The organism is Aliiroseovarius sp. S1123 (assembly GCF_023015885.1).
In the GTDB taxonomy this organism is placed as follows: Bacteria; Pseudomonadota; Alphaproteobacteria; order Rhodobacterales; family Rhodobacteraceae; genus Aliiroseovarius.
The window spans coordinates 352,440-371,745 of sequence record NZ_JALKBE010000001.1 but is presented as its reverse complement, the minus strand read 5'-3'; the positions used below and the strand labels follow the sequence as shown (position 1 = coordinate 371,745).

At 57.6% G+C, this 19,306-nt stretch carries 15 protein-coding genes; 12 read left to right on the top strand and 3 right to left on the bottom strand.

The annotated features are described in order from the left end of the window. The first annotated feature begins 197 nt into the window (after positions 1-197). From MWU53_RS01780 to MWU53_RS01770, 3 genes are all read left to right on the top strand, one after another. Positions 198-1,169, top strand: coding sequence for an ABC transporter substrate-binding protein (locus MWU53_RS01780; RefSeq protein WP_247089797.1), 972 nt, complete (start codon positions 198-200; stop codon positions 1,167-1,169). Positions 1,170-1,236: 67 nt separating this feature from the next. Further along, positions 1,237-2,265 carry an ABC transporter permease subunit gene (locus MWU53_RS01775; RefSeq protein WP_113789609.1) on the top strand — a complete coding sequence of 343 codons (1,029 nt, stop codon included), beginning with the start codon at positions 1,237-1,239 and terminating at the stop codon, positions 2,263-2,265. A 12-nt stretch (positions 2,266-2,277) separates the two neighbouring features. After that, the gene (locus MWU53_RS01770; protein ID WP_247089795.1) at positions 2,278-3,336 is read left to right on the top strand and encodes a betaine/proline/choline family ABC transporter ATP-binding protein; all 1,059 of its coding nucleotides are present in this window, start codon (positions 2,278-2,280) and stop codon (positions 3,334-3,336) included. A gap of 33 nt (positions 3,337-3,369) precedes the next feature. Here the strand turns inward: MWU53_RS01770 and MWU53_RS01765 are convergent, their stop codons facing one another. Beyond that, on the bottom strand, positions 3,370-4,293 hold the full coding sequence (locus tag MWU53_RS01765) for a LysR substrate-binding domain-containing protein (RefSeq protein ID WP_247089793.1): 924 nt from the start codon (positions 4,291-4,293) through the stop codon (positions 3,370-3,372). A gap of 216 nt (positions 4,294-4,509) precedes the next feature. Between MWU53_RS01765 and MWU53_RS01760 the strand changes: the two genes are divergently transcribed. Genes MWU53_RS01760 through MWU53_RS01745 form a run of 4 tightly spaced genes read left to right on the top strand, consistent with a single transcriptional unit; the run spans position 4,510 to position 10,131 of the window. Beyond that, positions 4,510-6,135 carry a fatty acid--CoA ligase gene (locus tag MWU53_RS01760; protein WP_247089791.1) on the top strand — a complete coding sequence of 542 codons (1,626 nt, stop codon included), beginning with the start codon at positions 4,510-4,512 and terminating at the stop codon, positions 6,133-6,135. Next, on the top strand, positions 6,132-6,818 hold the full coding sequence (locus MWU53_RS01755) for a dimethylsulfonioproprionate lyase family protein (RefSeq protein WP_108856353.1): 687 nt from the start codon (positions 6,132-6,134) through the stop codon (positions 6,816-6,818). The genes MWU53_RS01760 and MWU53_RS01755 overlap by 4 nt, the downstream gene beginning before the upstream one ends. A gap of 11 nt (positions 6,819-6,829) precedes the next feature. Next, positions 6,830-8,950, top strand: a complete 2,121-nt coding sequence (locus tag MWU53_RS01750) for a 3-hydroxyacyl-CoA dehydrogenase NAD-binding domain-containing protein (protein WP_247089789.1) — start codon at positions 6,830-6,832, stop codon at positions 8,948-8,950. Then, the gene (locus MWU53_RS01745; protein ID WP_247089787.1) at positions 8,947-10,131 is read left to right on the top strand and encodes an acetyl-CoA C-acyltransferase; all 1,185 of its coding nucleotides are present in this window, start codon (positions 8,947-8,949) and stop codon (positions 10,129-10,131) included. Before MWU53_RS01750 ends, MWU53_RS01745 begins: the two co-directional genes overlap by 4 nt. 324 nt (positions 10,132-10,455) lie before the next feature. Here the strand turns inward: MWU53_RS01745 and proS are convergent, their stop codons facing one another. Then, complete coding sequence (gene proS / locus MWU53_RS01740) at positions 10,456-11,808, bottom strand: proline--tRNA ligase (protein WP_247089785.1); 1,353 nt, start codon at positions 11,806-11,808, stop codon at positions 10,456-10,458. Between the two features lie 160 nt (positions 11,809-11,968). Between proS and MWU53_RS01735 the strand changes: the two genes are divergently transcribed. Beyond that, positions 11,969-13,333 (top strand): FAD-dependent oxidoreductase, encoded by a 1,365-nt coding sequence (locus MWU53_RS01735; protein ID WP_247089783.1) that lies wholly within the window; start codon positions 11,969-11,971, stop codon positions 13,331-13,333. On the opposite strand, the gene MWU53_RS01730 is transcribed toward MWU53_RS01735, so the two are convergent. Further along, positions 13,334-13,525: a hypothetical protein gene (locus MWU53_RS01730; protein WP_247089780.1), complete on the bottom strand. Its 192-nt coding sequence runs from the start codon at positions 13,523-13,525 to the stop codon at positions 13,334-13,336. Between the two features lie 177 nt (positions 13,526-13,702). Here MWU53_RS01730 and MWU53_RS01725 point away from each other — a divergent pair, with 177 nt between their 5' ends. Genes MWU53_RS01725 through MWU53_RS01710 form a run of 4 tightly spaced genes read left to right on the top strand, consistent with a single transcriptional unit; the run spans position 13,703 to position 19,306 of the window. Beyond that, positions 13,703-14,791, top strand: coding sequence for an AI-2E family transporter (locus tag MWU53_RS01725; RefSeq protein ID WP_247089778.1), 1,089 nt, complete (start codon positions 13,703-13,705; stop codon positions 14,789-14,791). After that, a complete protein-coding gene (locus tag MWU53_RS01720; protein WP_247089777.1) occupies positions 14,791-15,474 on the top strand; it encodes a DnaA/Hda family protein in 684 nt (227 codons plus the stop codon). The genes MWU53_RS01725 and MWU53_RS01720 overlap by 1 nt, the downstream gene beginning before the upstream one ends. A 41-nt stretch (positions 15,475-15,515) precedes the next feature. Then, positions 15,516-17,714 (top strand): RNA degradosome polyphosphate kinase, encoded by a 2,199-nt coding sequence (locus MWU53_RS01715; protein WP_247089770.1) that lies wholly within the window; start codon positions 15,516-15,518, stop codon positions 17,712-17,714. 50 nt (positions 17,715-17,764) lie between these two features. Continuing rightward, the gene (locus MWU53_RS01710) at positions 17,765-19,306 is read left to right on the top strand and encodes a Ppx/GppA family phosphatase (protein ID WP_247089768.1); all 1,542 of its coding nucleotides are present in this window, start codon (positions 17,765-17,767) and stop codon (positions 19,304-19,306) included.

The following is a 19,306-nucleotide window of genomic DNA, read 5'->3' as shown; positions in this document are numbered from 1 at the left end:
ACGTATTCGTCGGAGCGAAGGTCACTGTGCACGAGCTTAGCTGTGACATTTTACCTGTAAGCAATTGTACATGATTCAAAATTCTTTTCAGTTTTTTACTCTTGGGCCTATCGGTACAAATCATCTCTACAAATAAGGCGAATTTTGGTTTGGAGCGTTTCTCTGCCCCTGTTTCGCCGATGACAAGGAGGAAAGAAATGTTCAAGATTTCAACGGGGCTCGGGTGTGTATTTGCTGCGGCAATTACCGCCTCGGCGGCCCAAGCGGACGAATGCGGTGAAGTATCTATCATGCAAGGCGACTGGGGGTCTGCGCAGATCGTCACAGCGGTTGCGAAGTTCCTGATAGAGGAAGGCTACGGGTGCGACGTCACCGCAATGCCGCTCTCGAGCAACCCTGCGCTGGCATCCGTATCCGAGACCGGAGAGCCCGATATTCTGACCGAAATCTGGACAAACGGCGCGCCGGCTTACCAAGGGCTGGTTGACTCAGGTGCAATCATTCCTGTGACCGAAGTTCTATCAGATGGCGGTGTCGAAGGGTTCTTTGTTCCGAACTACCTTGTGGAGGAGCATCCGGAACTGGCAACAATTGAAGGCATCGCAGCCAATCCCGAACTCGTCGGAAATCGCTTTCACAATTGCCCCGAGGGATGGACTTGTCTGAATGTCAGCACCAACCTGATGAAGGCAGGCGGGTTGATTGATGCAGGCATTGAAAACTTCGTGCATGGATCAGGCGAAACCCTTGCGGCTTCGATCGCTGCCGCCTACGAAAACAAAGAGCCGTGGTTCGGTTTTTATTGGGCACCGACATCGGTACTGGGCAAATACCCGATGACCCTGGTCGATATGGGCCCCCATGACCCTGAAAAGCACGCCTGCAACATCACAGCGGAATGCGAGACGCCAGCAATGAGCACCTTCCCTCGCAGTGAAGTGGTTACAGTTCTTTCCAAGGAATTCATGGCTGAAAACGCAGAAATCTCTGAGCTGATGACAAATCTGTCCTTCACCAACGCACAGATGGGCGAAACGCTGGCATGGGTCGAGGACAACAACGCCTCCTACGATGAAGGTGCTGTGCACTTTCTGACGACCTACAAGGATGTCTGGGGGGCGTGGCTTAACGATGCTGCGCGCGACAAACTTTCCGCATTGCTGCAGTAAACTGCATGGACAGGGGCATCCTCAGCGATGCCCCTGACGCATTAACCTGGATGGGGAAGTAGAATTAATGGCCTTCTACGACGAGATATTCAGCGCCTTGGGGTTGAGCGACTGGTGCGGCACGTCAGACGACAAAGCGCCTCTTTCGCTGGCGGATCTTGCGGCGCAAGCAAGAGGAGAAGAGGCCTCTGGGCCCCTCATTCCAATCCCCTCGTTTGATAATCTGCATGAAAGCTGCAACCGCATATGGCAGTCACGCGATGTAACCAACGGTATCGAAGAAGGGTTTCTGGCAGCCAAACCGGCTCTAAAAACTGTTCTGGACCCGATTACACAGCCACTGAGCTGGATGTTGGATGGCGCACTTTGGCTGTTTGAAGCGACGCCATGGTTCATCATGGTCCCGCTTCTGGTGGCGATTTCCTGGTACGCGTCGCGTTCGCGCCCTGTGACGATCTTCGTCGCCGTCTCGATTATGCTGCTGGCCGTCGTAGACCACTACGATGTGGCGATGCAGACCCTGTCGATCATCTTTGTATGTACTACGATATCAGTGCTTTTCGGTGTGCCCATTGGAATTGCCATGTCGAAATCCGACCGATTGCAAAAAAGCGTGGTTCCGTTACTCGACCTGCTGCAGACCCTGCCGACTTTCGTGTACCTGATCCCTCTGATTTTCTTGTTCTCGGTCACGGAATCCAAACTGTACGGGATTGCGATCATCCTTTACGCGATTGTGCCGGTGATCCGTTTGACCGACCTTGGCATCCGCCTTGTAGATCAGGACGTGATCGAAGCGGCCAATGCCTTTGGCATGAATGACCGCCAGAAACTGATGCGAGTACAATTGCCGCTGGCGCTGCCGAACATCATGGCCGGGATCAACCAGACCATCATGATGAGCCTTGCCATGGTCGTGATCGCCTCTCTTGTTTCGGCCCCTGGCCTTGGCGTGAACGTGTTGCGCGGTATCCGAAACCTTGAACTGGGTGTGGGCATCGTTGCGGGTATCGGCATTGTTCTGCTGGCAGTGATCCTTGACCGCGTGTCCAAGGCAGCTCTCACACGGGTCGATAAGACCCAAGTCAAACACTAAGGAGCCGGTTCAATGACACAACCAATGGTCCGCCTGTCCGGGCTCTATAAAATCTTTGGCGCCCGCGACAAGGACGTGTTGCACCATGTCCAGGATGGCATGGGCAAAGAAGAATTGCTGGCGCAGCACGGGCACGTGTTGGGTCTCAACAACATCAACGTCGATATGCAGGCGGGGGAAATCACAGTGGTCATGGGCCTGTCAGGCTCGGGTAAATCCACGCTGATCCGCCACCTGAACCGGTTGATCGAACCCACTGCGGGCGAGATCATCGTGCAGGGCGAAGATGTGATGCAACTGTCCGAGGACGGGCTGCGTCATGCCCGTCAAGAAAAGATGTCGATGGTTTTCCAGAAGTTCGCGTTATTGCCGCACAAGACCGTGCTGAAGAATGCAGGCATGCCCTTGTCGGTGCGTGGCGAGCCTGAGGCGGATTGCGATAAGGAAGCCGCGAAATGGCTGGATCGCGTGGGTCTGAGCGGGTTCGAGAACCATTATCCGGCGCAGCTGTCTGGTGGGATGCAACAGCGTGTGGGCATTGCTCGGGCACTGAGTGCAAACACACCGATCATGCTGATGGACGAGGCTTTCTCGGCCCTTGATCCGCTGATCCGGACTGACATGCAGGACCTGCTTCTCGAGCTGCAAAAAGAGCTGCACAAGACCATCATCTTCATCACTCACGATCTTGATGAGGCGCTGAAGCTGGCCGATCACCTTGTGATCTTGAAGGATGGTTTTGTTGTACAACAGGGCGAGCCGCAGCATATTCTGTTGAACCCTAACGATCCCTACATCGAAGACTTCGTGAGCGACATCAACCGCGCACGGGTTCTGCGGGTGCGCTCGATTATGACCCCGCTTGTAGGCGGCAAAGTGCCAAAAGATGCGCATGGCGAAGTGGACGTGAACGACACGCTCGAAAGCATGATCGCGCGGTCTGGCGGCGATACGTCACACGCCTATATCGTCAAGGATGGGGAAGAGACGGTCGGCTCACTGGATATGACTGAACTGGTTCGCGCTCTCGTCCCTCGTGTTGCCTCCGAAGCAGGTGCGCGTCAGTCCTGACGCGCGCTGACGGCAGAGCTGTAAGTCAACAGATCAGGCCCGGAAGAACCGCATGGCTGGGTCGGCCTCGATCTGTTCGTACAGCCAGTCCACAAACGTATCGAGCTTTGGGTTGGGTGCACGTTCTTTTTGCGTCGCCAGATACCAGCGGCCTGGCTCTGGCACCGAAATGTCGAACGGTCTGACCAAGCGCCCCCTTTCAAGATCACGCGTGCAAAACGGTGCCCTTGAGATGCTCATTCCGTGGTTGTTCAAAACGGCTTCGCGGACAAGAGGGTAGTTATCGAAGATTGAGCCAAATTTCATGGTTTCGCGATCTAAGCCTGCCGCATCCAACCAACAGTCCCAGTCATCCGGCTCATTCCATGTGCTTGGGACACTCAACAGCAGGAAATTTCTTAGCTCTTCCAGCGGCACTCCACCGCTTGCGGTTTTCAAGGCCTCTGGAGCACATACCGGGTAGATATCGGTTTCGAACAAGGGGCTATAGTTAAACCGTTTGTCAAATGGTGGTGCATTGAACACGCCCACATCGAACCGGTGCATGTCATAATCACCGTCTTCAAAGGTAGAGACTATGCGCACGCGTGTGTCCGGATTATCCTGAAGAAATTCAGCCAATCTGGGTTGGAGCCACATTGTGTTGAAACTTGCGTAGGACTGAACGAGCAACACGTCCGGTTCCTCAGGTGTCTGGATGCGCCGTGTGGCTTTGATGATTCCCTGAATGTGTTCGCGTACTGGCGGGTAATACTGCTCGCCAGCCGGTGTCAGTTCGACCGAACGGCTTGTGCGTTCCAGCAGCTTAACGCCGATTGATGTTTCCAATGCTTTGACTTGGTGGCTGACCGCCGCGTGCGTCACACAAATCTCTCCTGCAGCCTTTCGGAAACTCTTGTGACGCGCCACTGCCTCAAAAGCGCGCAGTGAAACCAGCGTGGGCATGTGAGTGGTCATTGCTGCATCTCCTCGATGAAATCAATTCTGCTTACCCTCAAGCAGAGTTATCCGGCGACGGGCGCGAATGCAGCAGGGTTTTGATACTCTTTTTCATAGCCTGTCAGGGGGTAAAACGCAATTCGCGGTGCGATATGATCGGTTAGAATTTCTTGATGAAAGGAAATTTCTTTCAATTCTTCGACTGGGTGAGAAATGTCAGATTAGCAGATAGAGATGCTATGGGATTCCACCTTCATGCCACCACTTTCACCTTCGCCAAATGCATATGGCTATCCATTGCTGATTAAACACTTGCTGGCCGGATCCCAGCTTGCGTCAGCCAGCCAAGAGATCGTCAGCGGCACCGAAATGCGGCTGAGTTACGCGGACTTGGGCAAACGCGTGCGCCAACTTGCCAATTCTCTAAAGGCCAGCGGGATACATGAGGGCATGCGCGTCGGTGTCATGGATTGGGATACGCACCGTTATCTTGAGTGTTTTTTCGCGATCCCGATGATGGGCGCGTCCCTTTTCACGATCAACGTCCGTCTATCTCCTGCCCAGGTTCTCTATACGATCAACCATGGGCAGCCGGACCTGATTATCGTGCACCGCGATTTCATGCCGCTCATTGATGACATCAAATCGGATTTTGATCGGGACATCATCATTGTGCCGATTGGCGACGGTGAAGGATATGAAGAGTGGATAGGCGATGCCTCAGGCAGCTTTGACTTCCCGGACTTCGATGAAAACCAAACCGCAACCCTGTTTTATACGACTGGGACAACCGGCAATCCCAAAGGGGTGAGCTATTCACATCGGCAGTTGGTCCTTCACACGTTGGGCCTGATCGCCGGCTTCGGAGCGTGGCCCGGAAACGCCGGATTTCATCGCGGCGACGTCTACATGCCGCTGACGCCCTTGTTTCACGTCCACGGCTGGGGATTTCCATATGCCGCAACGATGCTGGGGCTGCGTCAGGTCTATCCCGGTCGATATGACCCTGAAACAATCTTGCGATTGATTGAAGACGAAAACGTCACCTTTTCCCATTGCGTGCCCACGGTTCTGTCAATGGTGCTCGACCATCCCAACTGCCCGCAAACTGACCTAAGCCAATGGAAGGTCATCATTGGCGGGGCCGCTTTGCCGCGCATTCTACAGGACCGGGCGGCGGCGGCAGGCATATCCTTGCATGCGGCATATGGGATGTCCGAAACCTGTCCGTTTTTGACAGTGGCCGATTTGTCCAGCGACGATCCAGAGGTGCAGGCGCAAACCGGCTTTCCCGGCCCGCTTGTCGACCTTCGCGTTGTGACACCGGATATGCAGGAGGTCCCACATGATGGCGAAACAACCGGCGAAGTTGTTGCTCGGGCTCCCTGGTTGACACAAGGCTATCTGGACAACGCGCAAGCCTCAGATGAACTTTGGGATGGTGGGTATCTGCATACCGGGGATGTTGGGTATATCCGCGAGAATGGGTCGTTGCAGATCACTGACCGCCTCAAGGACGTGATCAAGACCGGCGGCGAGTGGATTTCCTCACTGGCACTGGAAAACATAGCATCGTCTTGTGGTGGCATCGAGGACGTCGCCGCGATCGGGCTGCCGCACGCGAAGTGGGGCGAGCGGCCAGTGTTGGTCGCTCAAGCCGCAAAGGATGCCGATCCGGATATTGTGCGCTTGAGAGTCATTGAAGAAATCCAGTCGCGCGTCGACGCAGGCGAGATCTCAAAATGGGCAGTTCCCGACGGTATATTCTTTGTCACCAGCCTTCCTAAAACCAGCGTCGGCAAGCTCGACAAGAAGCTCGTGCGGCAAGACATTTCAACTCGCGCGGGCCTAAAATCATGACAGACAAGCAACGTCGTATTCAGGCGCTTATTCATTCCATTGTCACCTATCTGCAGGCACATAGAGCTGCCCCGCGCGGCGTTGATCTGACGTTGGACAAGCTGGCAGCCATGGACCTGTCCGACGAGCGGCTCATTGATTTACCTCCCCAAGGAACCCGGCACGATGAGGTTCTGAAGAACGCCATCGCCGGGATTGTCGCCCCCGAATTGCAAGAAATCGCACGTTGTCTGAAAGCGGCCAAGGATGATCTGATCTGGCGCGAAGACAACGCCCAATTCTATCCCCCTGGTGCCGAATTGGGCGAGGGATACACAAAGTGTAACCTACATACTCTGCTGATTGGGCCAGACGCATGTGGACATCACCATCCCGATTTCAACCTTGGCATTTTCATGCTGGGCCCAAGGACGCTGTATCGCGACCACAACCACGACGCGCCAGAGCTGTACCTGAACCTGTCCGAGAAATCTGGTTGGCGGTTTGGCACCCGTGACTGGCAGGATTATCCGGCTGGATCACTTATCTGGAACGCGGCGGGCGATCCCCACGCCACCCGGGTCTATGACCAGCCATTCATCTCCGTCTTTGTCTGGCTCGAGAACGTGAATTCACCCTGCAATGTAATCCACTTCGACGATTGGGCAGAGATCGAACAAGATCTTGCCAAGCAGTCCAATTGAGGTTTCCAAACATGATTTCCATTAAACACACCGAGGGTGTCGCTTTCATTGAGCTGAATGCCCCGCCAGTGAACGCTCTTGGCCTGAAGATGCGGCAGGCGCTTTCCTCGGCCATCCACGAGTTGGACGCCGATGAACAGGTCAAAGCTATCGTTCTATGCTCGGCTCTGCCGCTCTTTTGCGGCGGCGCTGACATCGTCGAGTTCCGTACCGGGGCAGTTTGGGACAAGCCGGACCTGCCAAACCTGTGTGTAACGATTGAAACCAGCAAAAAACCCATTATCGCCGCGATAGCAGGTCCCGCTATGGGTGGTGCGCTGGAGATCGCGCTTGCCTGTGATTACCGTGTCGCCACGCCGGATGCCGTGATGGGCCTACCTGAGATCAAACTGGGGCTGCTGCCTGGTGCCGGCGGCACCCAGCGACTACCCCGGATTTCCGGGCTGGAAGCGGCAACGCAAATGATCCTCTCGGGTGATCCCGTGAAAGGCGAATATGCCCTGTCTTGTGGGCTGGTCGACGCGCTGCTTGAAAACAACCAGGATTTTCGCGCGCATGTTTTGGGTTTCGCCACCCGTGTCAGCCATGAGGGCGATCCGAAACGCAGTTGCGCGGATATGACCGTCACACACCCTGATCCGAAGGGATATCTGACGGGTTTCCGAGACCAGATAGCGCACACGTCCAAAAACCTTGTCGCCCCTGAACGATGTTTGGTGTCCATCGAGGCCGCGTGCGAAATGCCGCTGGCCGAGGGGTTGGCACAAGAGAAGGCAGGTTTCGCTGAACTGCTCGACACACCTCAATCGCGCGCGGGGCGGCATCTGTTCTTTGCAGAGCGTGAATGCACCAAGGTTCCCGGCGTTACCCGTGCTGACCAACCACGTAGCATTTCATCGGTCGCTGTGATCGGTGCCGGAACAATGGGGCGCGGCATTGCCATCGCCTTTCTGCAGGCGGGATATCCGGTCACGCTTCTTGAAACCACGCAAGGCGCGCTCGAACAGGGGCTGGAAAAGGTCCGGGAGCATTTTCAGCGTGCGGCTCAAAAAGGGCGGCTCAGTGCCGATCGGGCAGAGGCCATCGTATCCAACGCCACCGGGACGCTCAGCTACGGCGACCTCGCAGAGGCCGACCTGATCATTGAAGCGGCGTTTGAAAGCATGAATGTCAAACGCCAGATTTTCGAAGCGTTGGGCCAGCACGCCAAACCCGGCGCGATACTGGCCTCAAACACATCGACGTTGGATCTTGATGAAATCGCCGCGGTCACATCCCGTCCGGAGGATGTGATTGGTCTCCATTTCTTCAGCCCGGCCAATGTCATGCGCTTGCTGGAGGTGGTGCGCGGCGCCAAGACCGCTCCGGATGTCATTGCAACAGCAATCACAGTCGCAAAGAAGATCCGAAAGCTCCCTGTCACGGTTGGCGTGTGCTACGGCTTTGTTGGAAACCGGATGCTCGAGCCATACTTCCGCGAAGGTTCTCGTCTGCTTCTTGAGGGGGCGACGCCGAAACAGGTGGATGACGTCCTTGAGAACTTCGGCATGGCCATGGGCATTCACGCGATGGCAGATCTGGCCGGGGTCGATGTGGGCGCACGCGTACGCCAGGAACGGCGAAGTGAAATCGCACATGACCCGACTTACCAGGCTGTGCAGGACAAACTGTTTGAGTTGGGCCGACTGGGCCAGAAAACCGGGCGAGGAAGCTATGTCTACGACGGCCGGACACGAGTTGAAGATCCCGAGGTTGTTCAAATCAGCGCCGAGTTAGCAAACTTACATGGAGTGACGCCCCGGGACATCGACGATCAGGAAATCCTTGAGCGATCCCTCTATCCCTTAATCAACGAGGGCTTTCTCATCCTTGAAGAGGGCATTGCAACGCGCCCGGGTGATTGCGACCTGATCTGGGTCAATGGTTATGGCTTTCCAAACTGGCGCGGCGGCCCGATGCACTACGCCGACGAGATTGGATTGAGCCAGATTCTGGAACGCATGAACCACTATCGGCAGTCGCTTGGCGCCTATGGCGAGATGTGGTTCACGCCTGCGCCTTTGTTGGAAGAACTCGCAACCTCGGGCGTGACACTTACCGCGTATTTTGATGCCAAAAAGGAAAAATCATGAGAGAAGCCGTTATCGTCTCAACCGCACGAACCCCTATTGGGGTTGCCTTCAAAGGTGCGCTGAACAACATCAAATCCCCTACCATGATGGGGCACGCCATTCAGCACGCGGTTGAACGTGCAGGCGTGGACCCCGGTACGATCGAAGATGTCGTCATCGGATCGGTCCTTACGGCGGGGACAGCAGGCATGAATGTCGCCCGTTTATCGGCGCTGGCGGCGGGCCTTCCCAATACGGTGGCAGGACAGACGATCGACAGGCAATGTTCCTCCGGGTTGATGGCCATTGCGACAGCTGCAAAGCAGGTCATTGTGGATGGTCAGAACGTTGCCGTGGCGGGCGGGCAGGAAAATATTTCCGCCCTGCAGAATGCTTATCTGAAATGGGCGGGCGATGAGAAAGATCCAAACGTTATCGCCCAATCAGAGCATGCCTATATGCCGATGCTGATGACCGCGGAAAATGTGGCGCGGACCTATGGGATCAGCCGCGAGGTGCAGGATGAATACGCTGCACTTTCCCAAGGTCGGACGGCTCGGGCTCAGGCCGCTGGCGCCTTTGATGACGAGATCGTTCCGATCACTGCGATAAAGCGGGTCAAGAACCGCGAAACCGGAGAGGAAACCCTGGAAGAGGTGACCTTGTCAAAAGACGAAGGCAATCGACCGAGTACGACGACCGAAGCACTGGGCGGGCTGAACCCGGTTGTCGAAGGAGGCGTGATTACCGCAGGAAACGCAAGCCAGCTCTCAGATGGCGCTTCCGCTTGCGTTCTCATGGAAGGCAAATTGGCTGAGCAACAGGGGCTCACACCGCTCGGCATTTATCGCGGTATGGCAGTTGCAGGAAACGCACCGGAAGAGATGGGTGTCGGCCCGATCTATGCCATTCCAAAGCTGCTGAAGAATGCAGGTCTTCGCATCGAAGACATCGGCCTTTGGGAGCTTAACGAAGCCTTCGCCTGCCAGGTTCTGTATTGCCGCGATCATCTTGGTATTGATCCGGAAGTCTACAACGTGAATGGCGGTGCCATTTCGATTGGCCACCCCTATGGTATGACGGGCGCGAGACAAGTCGGGCATGCTTTGCTTGAAGGTAGGCGCCGTGGTGTAAAGTACGTGGTTACGTCCATGTGCATTGGCGGAGGTATGGGGGCCGCAGCTTTGTTCGAAGTCGCCTGACCTCACTGAAAGGAGTGCAAACCGGGCGTTGTCTGGATGAGATTTTGACAACCTGTCATTTTCGAAACCCGCCTTGTTTCAAGTCGGACGCTACATGCAAACAGATTAGTCATTTGGAAGCTCGGAGCGAATGTCGTGATAGTCCCGCTTTTGCGGACTTTGATGCTCATCGCAGCGAACGGTTCTTTTCCGCCCAATCTATCAAAATTGGCTCCACCGTTTTTCGGTGGAGCCAACCAAAGCTCTGCGGCTTATTACCAATTGCCTCCTACAGCACGGAATGCGTCAAGAGATCCGAGGGCTTCTTTGTGTTGCAGGGCCCTCTTACAGGCCCGAAACGCGATGCGGCTCGTAGATCTCGATGATCTTGGCGATGGCCGCTTCGGGTGTCATCTCTTCGCTTTCGCCGGTGCGGCGGCTGGTTACTTCGACCACACCGTTTTTCAGGCCACGCGGCCCCACGGTGATGCGCCATGGCAGGCCGATCAGGTCCATGGTGGCGAACTTGCCGCCAGCACGTTCCTTGCGGTCGTCATAGAGCGGCTCAAGCCCCGCGTTGGTCAGCGCCTTGTAAAGCGCCTCGCAGGCCTCGTCCGCAGCTTCGTCACCCTGCTTCAGGTTCACGATACCACAGTGGAAGGGGGTCACGCCCTCGGGCCAGATGATGCCGTTATCATCATGGCTAGCTTCGATAATCGCACCCAGCAGACGGCTGACGCCAATCCCGTGCGAGCCCATGTGGACCGGCACCTGTTTCTGTTCGCTGTCGATCACCTTGGCGCCCATGGCCTCGGAATACTTGGTGCCGAAATAGAAGATCTGGCCCACTTCGATGCCACGTGCAACGCGGCGACGCTCTTCAGGGATCTCGTTGAAGATCGCTTCGTCATGCGTTTCATCAGTGCGCGCATATTTCGAGGTGAACTCTTCCAGCACGCCCTGACACTGCGCCACGTCATCATAGTCGATTGCGCGGTCGCCGAAGGTCAGGTCGGTCACGGCGCTGTCATAGAACACTTCCGACTCGCCGGTTTCGGCCAGCACAAGGAACTCATGCGTATAGTCGCCGCCAATCGGGCCACCATCAGCACGCATCGGGATGGCTTGCAGACCCATGCGTTCATAGGTGCGCAGATAGCTGACAAGATGACGGTTATAGGCGTGCAGCGCGTCTTCCTTGGTCAGGTCGAAGTTATAGCCGTCCTTCATGTAGAACTCGCGGCCGCGCATCACGCCGAAACGCGGGCGGATCTCGTCGCGGAACTTCCACTGGATTTGGTACAGGGTCAGCGGCAGATCCTTATAGCTCGACACGTTCGAGCGGAAGACGTCGGTAATAACCTCTTCGTTGGTCGGACCATACAGCATATCGCGGCCGTGACGGTCTTCGATGCGCAGCATCTCTTCGCCGTAGTCGTCATAGCGACCACTTTCGCGCCACAGATCCGCGGGCTGGATCGTGGCCATCTGCATCGGAATGTGACCCGCGCGGATCTGTTCCTCGTGCACGATGTTTTCGATCTTACGCAGGACTTTGAAACCCAGCGGCAGCCAGGTGTAGATGCCAGCGGCTTGCTGTTTGATCATGCCGGCCCGCAGCATGTAACGGTGGCTGACGATCTGGGCGTCAGACGGGGTTTCTTTCAACACGGGCAGGAAATAGCGGGACAGGCGCATAGTGACCTCTGTTCATTCATTCGTCCCAAGCGGTCTACGCCATTGGACGGGCCGGGGCAATCGCCCAATGTGACTTGGTTGATTGCGACAGGATGGGTCGCTGTCAGGCTTGGCATTTCACGCAACTCCGGCCACCTTGAACCAACGAACAGGAGCCCCCATGACCGACACCATCTTGGAACCCGCACGACACACGCCGATCATTCACCGCACCGATGTGCTTGTGGTGGGATCTGGTCCCGGCGGATTGGCGGCGGCGCTGGCGGCTGCACGCGCGGGGGTCGAGGTGACGCTGTTGGACCGCTTCGGCTGTTTCGGTGGCAATATCACGACCGTCGGGGTCGAAGGCTTCGCGTGGTACCGACACGAACAGACTGTTGAGGCAGGCGGCATCGGGCGCGAGTTCGAAGATCGCGCGAAAGAGATGGGCGCCGCCGTGCCGGAAAGCCAGTCCCTGTCCTATGAGCTGGACAGCGAAGGGTTCAAGCTGGTGGCAGATCGTCTGGTCGAAGAGGCAGGCGTGCACCCCATGCTACACCGCACCTTCGTCGCCCCCATTGTGGACGGCAATGCCATCACCGGCGTGATTGTCGAAAGCAAAGCCGGCCGCGAGGCTATTCTGGCAAAGCGGGTCATCGACGCGACAGGCGACGCGGACATCGCACAGATGATGGGTGCGCCGACCGTGAAGACGCCGGTCGAAGAGATGCAGGCGGCATCCGTCATGTTCCACATCGCAGGCGTCGACAAGCAACGTTTCATGGAGGGCGTGCGCGCCGATCCGCAGACCTATGCCGACTGGTCCTCGGGCGAATGGCAGGTGGAAACGGACGGGAAAGCGGACAACATGTTCTCGCCCTTCTTGGGCAAACCGTTTGAAGCCGCAATCCGCGACGGTCTAATCCCGCCGCATCTCAACACGATCGGCGGCACTTGGGGCGCGGTGCATGACAGTGGCGAGATGACCTATATGAACCTTGTCCATCTGGCCGGGGTCGACGGGACCGATCCCGACAGCATGACCAAGGGCGAGATCGAGGGGCGCAAACAGGCGATGCTGGCCATCGACGCCCTGCGCACCTATACGCCGGGCTGCGAAGGGGCGCGGTTGCGCAACTTTGGCATGACCATCGGCATTCGAGACACACGCAAGATCGATGCGGTCTATAACATGACCGAGACCGACGTCCGCGCGCAAGGTCGGTTTAACGACACAATCGGCATCTATCCCGAATTCATCGACGGTTATGGCGTGCTGATCCTGCCCACCACGGGGCGCTATATGCAGGTGCCGTACCGTGCGATGCTGCCCAAAGGGGTCGAGGGGCTTCTGGTGACAGGCCGCGCCATTGGTGGCGACAAGATCGCCCACGCGGCCACGCGCAACATGGCCTGTTGTGCCGTCGCCGGACAAGGCGCAGGCGTCGCCGCGGCCCTGTCGGTGAAGTCAGATGTCGCGTTGGATCGCGTAGAAATCACCGCCGTTCAGGCCGAGCTGACACGGCAGGGTGTAAGGATCCACTAATCAGATTGATCCGCCAAGGCCAATTGTGATCGTGGTTTTCGTGTGCGGGCTAACCTCGCCATCCTTATAGACCACGCCGACCCCAGCCGTGCCGGATACGGTCACGCCGGGCTCTTTCCGCTCATACTGGTGCCCCCCACAGGCGGTCAGCAGCAGGGACATGGCGATGGCGGCAAATGCAGTCTTTTTCATGGATTATCCTTTCGGGTCGAATAGCCACATTGACCCTAACACGCTGGCGTAACGCAAGCTGATTTGAATTTTTGGCGCGAAAACCTGCCGATTGCGTCTGCCCCGATATTTCGCCCTCCCCTTGAAAACCCCGGTGGCTTGGGCGACATAGAAGAAAGTTCATTTACCGGAGCCCATATGCCGCTTCCCGTTCAGACACAGGCCAAGTACTGGTCGATTGTCATCGCCATTTTTGCCCTTGCCCTGTGGTTTCTGGGCGATGTGATCATGCCCTTCATTCTGGGCGGGGCGATTGCCTATTTCCTAGATCCCGTCGCGGACCGGCTGGAAAAGGCAGGGATGTCGCGCGTGCTGGCCACTGTCGTGATTTCGCTTGTTGCCGTCTTGATCGTGATCCTGGGGTTCCTTCTGGTCATACCGACCCTTGTGTCGCAGGCCATTGCTCTGGCGAACTCTGCCCCGGATCTGCTGCGCGAGTTGCAGGCCTTCCTGACCGAACGCTTCCCCTCGCTGATGGACGAGACATCGACGATCCGGCAGTCGCTGGAAAGCCTGGGTCAGAAAATTCAGGAACGCGGGGGCGAGCTGGTGGGCACATTGCTGTCTTCGGCGATGAGCGTGATCAACATCGTGATCCTTCTGGTCGTCACCCCCGTTGTGGCCTTCTATATGCTGCTCGATTGGGACCGGATGGTCGCGAAGGTCGACAGCTTCCTGCCTTTGGATCACCGCCCCGCCATTCGACAGATTGCCAGTGACATTGACCGCACCCTGGCCAGCTTCATTCGCGGGCAAGGCTCGGTCTGTATCGTGCTGGGCACCTACTATGCCGTCGCACTTATGCTGGTTGGCCTGAATTTCGGCCTTGTGGTCGGCTTCATCGCGGGCCTGATCACCTTCATTCCCTATGTCGGCGCTCTGGTGGGCGGGGCTTTGGCGATCGGGCTGGGCCTGTTCCAGTTCTGGGGCGAATGGTGGAGCCTCGGGGCCGTTGCCGTGATTTTCGTGCTGGGCCAGTTCTTTGAGGGCAATATCCTGACCCCGAAACTGGTGGGCAGCTCGGTCGGTCTGCATCCGGTCTGGCTGATGTTCGCCCTGTCCGTCTTCGGCTCGCTTTTCGGCTTTGTGGGAATGCTGGTCGCCGTCCCCGTTGCGGCCTCAATTGGCGTGGTTGCCCGTTTCTTCATCGTGAAGTATCAGACCGGCCGGCTGTATCAGGGTCTTACTGGACAGCAAGCCGCGCTGGACGAGGACATAGCCGACTAATGCCCGAACAACTGACCTTTGACCTGCCCGCGCACCCAGCGCAGGGGCTGGATGATTTCCTTGTTACGCCGTCGAATGCCAACGCCATGGCCACGATCGAAACCTGGCAGAACTGGCCCAACCGAAAACTTGTCCTTGCGGGTGAATCTGGCACCGGGAAAACGCATCTGACCCATGTGTGGGCAGGTCTTTCGGGCGCGCAGATTCTTCAGGCAAGCGCTTTACCTGACCTTCGGATCGAGGATTTGGCAGGCCAATCCGTCGCAGTTGAGAACGCCGATCAGATCGCCGGAAATGCCACGGCCGAGAACGCGCTCTTCCATCTGCACAATCTGGTTCTGGCTGAAGGCGGTGCGCTGCTGGTCACCGCGTGCACGGCCCCATCCCGCTGGGGATTGACGCTGCCCGATCTGCGCAGCCGGATGGAGGGTACAACGCTGACCCGCCTTGATCCGCCTGACGACATGCTTCTGTCAGCCGTTCTGGTCAAACTTTTCCATGACCGCCAGATCACCGTGCCCGCCAACCTGATCGACTACCTTCTACCCCGTATGGAGCGCTCGCTTGCCGAAGCAGCACGACTGGTCTCGATTTTGGATCAGGCGGCACTTTCGGAAGGACGCGCCCTGACGCGCACGCTGGCCGCACGTGTTCTGGACAAAGACACGGAAAACGAGGCATAACGTCACCTTCCCGTCACACTTTCCAGCGATAGAGTGCCGCCATGAATACGTCCAACGCACCCCAGCTTCCTCTTGTCGATTTCCTGTCGGCAGATTTCCCGCCCGCGACGGCCCTGCCCGCCGATGACTTCGCGGACTCCAAACGGTTCTTCAACCGCGAGCTCAGCTGGCTTGGGTTCAACTGGCGTGTGCTGGAAGAGGCTGAAAACACCCGCGTTCCGCTGCTAGAACGGCTGCGATTCCTGTCGATCTCGGCAACCAATCTTGATGAATTCTATACCGTGCGCGTCGCCGGTCTGCGCGAGCTGGTCCGCGAAGGTGTATCGACCCCGGCCGCTGACGGCCTCAGCCCCGCCGAGCAGCTGAAGCTGATCGACGATGACGCCCGCGCGCTGATGGCCCGGCAGCAAGCGGTGTTTGAAATTCTCGCGGGTGAGATGCGCGACGAAGGCATCATCATCGCCCGGCGCGAAGATCTGACCGACGCGGACCTTGCCCATCTGGACCACGTGTTCCTGACACAGGTTTTCCCGGTTCTGTCGCCCCTGGCCATCGACCCGGCCCACCCGTTCCCGTTCATCCCGAACACAGGCTATTCTCTGGCGTTGCAATTGGAACGCACCAAGGACAAGCAAAAACTGAAAGCACTTTTGCCGATCCCGCAGCAGATTGACCGTTTCGTCGCCCTGCCCGCAGACGACGGCCAGTTCCGTTTTCTACCGCTGGAAGACCTGCTGCTAGAGCACTTGGGTCAGCTTTTCCCCGGATACGAGGAAAAAGGCCACTGCGCTTTCCGCATCCTGCGTGACAGCGATCTTGAGGTGGAAGACGAAGCCGAAGATCTGGTCCGCGAGTTCGAAACCGCCCTGAAGCGCCGCCGCCGGGGCGAAGTTGTGCGACTGAAGATCACCGCGGGCGCGCCTTCTCTTCTTCTGTCCATGATCAAACGCGAGCTGCGCATCTCAAGCAAAGAGATCGTCGAGGTCGACGGCATGATCGGCATGGCCGATCTAAACGGGCTGGTCCTGAAGGAACGCCCGGACCTTCTGTGGCCAAGTTTCACGCCCCGCGTGCCCGAACGGGTGCAGGACCACGAAGGTGATATGTTCGCAGCGATCCGGCAGAAGGACATGCTGCTGCACCACCCCTATGAAACCTTCGACATGGTGGTGCGCTTCCTGCATCAGGCCGCGCGTGATCCCAACGTTGTGGCGATCAAGCAAACGCTGTACCGGACCTCTCATGACAGCCCAATCGTGAAAGCACTGTGTGAAGCTGCAGAAGACGGAAAATCCGTCACCGCGCTGGTCGAACTGAAAGCCCGTTTTGACGAAGCCGCCAACATCCGCCAGTCGCGCCGCCTTGAACGCGCAGGCGCACACGTGACCTATGGCTTCATCAACTATAAAACCCACGCCAAGATCTCGACCGTAGTACGGCGAGAAGGGGACGAACTGGTCACCTATACGCACTATGGCACCGGGAACTACCACCCGATTACCGCGCGGATTTACACTGACCTCAGCCTGTTTACCTGCGACACCGCACTTGGGCGCGACGCCACGCGGGTCTTTAACTATCTGTCCGGCTATGCCGAACCGCAAAGCCTCGAAAACCTCTCGATTTCACCACTGGACCTGAAGTCGACGCTGATCAAACGGATCAACGAAGAGGCCGAACATGCCAAGGCGGGCAAGCCTGCGCAAATCTGGGCCAAGATGAACTCTTTGGTCGAGCCAGACGTGATCGACGCGCTTTATGAGGCCAGTCAAGCGGGCGTGAAAATCAGTCTTGTGGTGCGTGGCATCTGCGGACTTCGACCCGGCATCCAAGGACTGTCAGAGAACATCCGCGTGAAGTCCATCGTGGGCCGGTTCCTTGAACATTCGCGCATTGTTTGCTTCGGGAATGGTCACGGTCTTCCGTCGAAGAAAGCACGCGTTTACATGTCCTCTGCCGACTGGATGGGACGCAACCTGAACCGCCGCGTGGAAACGTTGGTCGAGATCAAGAACGCGACCGTGAAGGCCCAGATCGTCAGCCAGATCATGGCCGCCAACCTTGCCGATGTGGCGCAAAGCTGGGTGATGGGACCGGACGGCAAGTTCACCCGCGCGGACCTTGATACGATCGAGCACCCGTTCAACTGCCACCGTTTCTTCATGGAAAACCCATCACTGTCGGGTCGCGGGTCCGCCGGGGCATCGGATGTGCCCGAACTAACGCATTCACAAGATTGAGATATGTCGACCGCGCCGCTAAAGTACACGCACTGACACGGGGGGATTCTATGGACGGACGTGGCGATACCGGGGAAGATTGGGGCCCGTTTGGACGACCTCTGTTTGATGACCCCTCGGCGCGCAAGCTTAGCCGCGTTGGTGTGGTGGATGTAGGCTCGAACTCGGTCCGTTTGGTGGTGTTTGACGGGGCCGCGCGCTCGCCTGCTTATTTCTTCAATGAAAAGATTTTGTGCGGATTGGGCCGCGGCATTGCCGAAACGGGGCACCTGCATCCCGAAGGCCGCGCGCGCGCTCTGTCCGCGATCAAACGCTTTCAGCGGCTCGCCGATGGTATGAACCTTGGCCCGCTCTCGGCTGTGGCCACGGCTGCGGTGCGCGATGCAGAAGACGGCCCCGAGTTCCGCGCTCAGGTGCTGCGCGAAACCGGGTTAGAGCTTTACGTCATTAATGGCGAGGAAGAAGCCCGTCTGTCCGCCCAAGGCGTCCTTCTTGGCTGGCCAGACGCCCAAGGGCTGATGTGCGATATTGGTGGGTCGTCGCTAGAGCTTGCACATATCCAAGCCGGAGAGGTAGGCAAGCGCGTCACCTCTCCACTTGGCCCGCTGAAACTGGCAGGTGTGCCCGGTGGCAAAAGAGGCCTTAAGGCCGAGATTGCCCGCGTCGTGGACGACCTGGCCGAGGAAATGGGCACAGACCACAAACGCCTGTTCCTTGTGGGGGGATCGTGGCGTGCAATTGCCCGCCTGGACATGGAACGTCGCGGCTATCCGCTGACCGTTTTGCATGAATATCGAATGACGCCAAAGTCGCTGTCCAAGACCCTGAAGTGGATTGACGAGGTCGATCTGGACGAGGTGCGCCAACGCACCGGTACGTCCTCGGCCCGTATGGCGCTGGTGCCAATCGCGGCGCAAGTTCTGAAGCGTCTGATGCATGTCTTCCGCCCGAAAGAAATCGCGATCAGCTCGTACGGGATCCGCGAGGGGCTGCTGTACGAGCAGATGCCCGACCGGCTGCGCAAACGCGACCCTCTGATCGAAGCCTGCTATCACGCGGAAAAGAAGGACGCGCGCAAACCGGGCTTCGGCAAGGCACTGTTTCGCTTCCTGACGCCGCTCTACAAGTCACTAAAACCCGAAGATCTGCGCGTCATCCGCGCCGCCTGCCTTCTGCATGACGTCAGTTGGCGCGCGCACCCGGACTATCGGCACGAGGTGTGCTTCGACAACGCCACCCGCGCCAACTTGGGCGGTCTGACCCACGAACAACGTGTGTTTCTGGGGCTTGCGCTTTTGCATCGCTATAAGAACAGCCGCGAGGGATCACATTTCGCACCGCTGTTTGACATCCTGTCCGACAAAATGCTGGCCCGGGCCGAGGTGCTGGGCAAAGCCATGCGGTTCGGGGCCATGTTCTCGGTCGAGGATCCGACGCGTTTGGCCGAGCTGCGCTGGTTCCCGAAGAAACGCGAACTGGTGCTGATCCTACGCAAAGAAGCCGACGGTTTGTTCGGCGAGGTGGCCGAAGCGCGCTTCCAGACACTGGCCGAGGCGCTGAATGCCACGCCCATCGTGAAGAAGAAGCGCTAG

Excerpts from the sequence above, each read along its gene's own strand:
- MWU53_RS01780 (WP_247089797.1), top strand. The coding sequence starts at position 198 with ATGTTCAAGATTTCAACGGGGCTCGGGTGTGTATTTGCTGCGGCAATT.
- MWU53_RS01760 (WP_247089791.1), top strand. The coding sequence starts at position 4,510 with ATGCTATGGGATTCCACCTTCATGCCACCACTTTCACCTTCGCCAAAT.
- proS (WP_247089785.1), bottom strand. The coding sequence starts at position 11,808 with ATGCGCCTGTCCCGCTATTTCCTGCCCGTGTTGAAAGAAACCCCGTCT.
- MWU53_RS01775 (WP_113789609.1), top strand. The coding sequence starts at position 1,237 with ATGGCCTTCTACGACGAGATATTCAGCGCCTTGGGGTTGAGCGACTGG.
- MWU53_RS01730 (WP_247089780.1), bottom strand. The coding sequence starts at position 13,525 with ATGAAAAAGACTGCATTTGCCGCCATCGCCATGTCCCTGCTGCTGACC.
- MWU53_RS01720 (WP_247089777.1), top strand. The coding sequence starts at position 14,791 with ATGCCCGAACAACTGACCTTTGACCTGCCCGCGCACCCAGCGCAGGGG.
- MWU53_RS01715 (WP_247089770.1), top strand. The coding sequence starts at position 15,516 with ATGAATACGTCCAACGCACCCCAGCTTCCTCTTGTCGATTTCCTGTCG.
- MWU53_RS01725 (WP_247089778.1), top strand. The coding sequence starts at position 13,703 with ATGCCGCTTCCCGTTCAGACACAGGCCAAGTACTGGTCGATTGTCATC.
- MWU53_RS01745 (WP_247089787.1), top strand. The coding sequence starts at position 8,947 with ATGAGAGAAGCCGTTATCGTCTCAACCGCACGAACCCCTATTGGGGTT.
- MWU53_RS01750 (WP_247089789.1), top strand. The coding sequence starts at position 6,830 with ATGATTTCCATTAAACACACCGAGGGTGTCGCTTTCATTGAGCTGAAT.
- MWU53_RS01710 (WP_247089768.1), top strand. The coding sequence starts at position 17,765 with ATGGACGGACGTGGCGATACCGGGGAAGATTGGGGCCCGTTTGGACGA.
- MWU53_RS01770 (WP_247089795.1), top strand. The coding sequence starts at position 2,278 with ATGACACAACCAATGGTCCGCCTGTCCGGGCTCTATAAAATCTTTGGC.
- MWU53_RS01735 (WP_247089783.1), top strand. The coding sequence starts at position 11,969 with ATGACCGACACCATCTTGGAACCCGCACGACACACGCCGATCATTCAC.
- MWU53_RS01765 (WP_247089793.1), bottom strand. The coding sequence starts at position 4,293 with ATGACCACTCACATGCCCACGCTGGTTTCACTGCGCGCTTTTGAGGCA.
- MWU53_RS01755 (WP_108856353.1), top strand. The coding sequence starts at position 6,132 with ATGACAGACAAGCAACGTCGTATTCAGGCGCTTATTCATTCCATTGTC.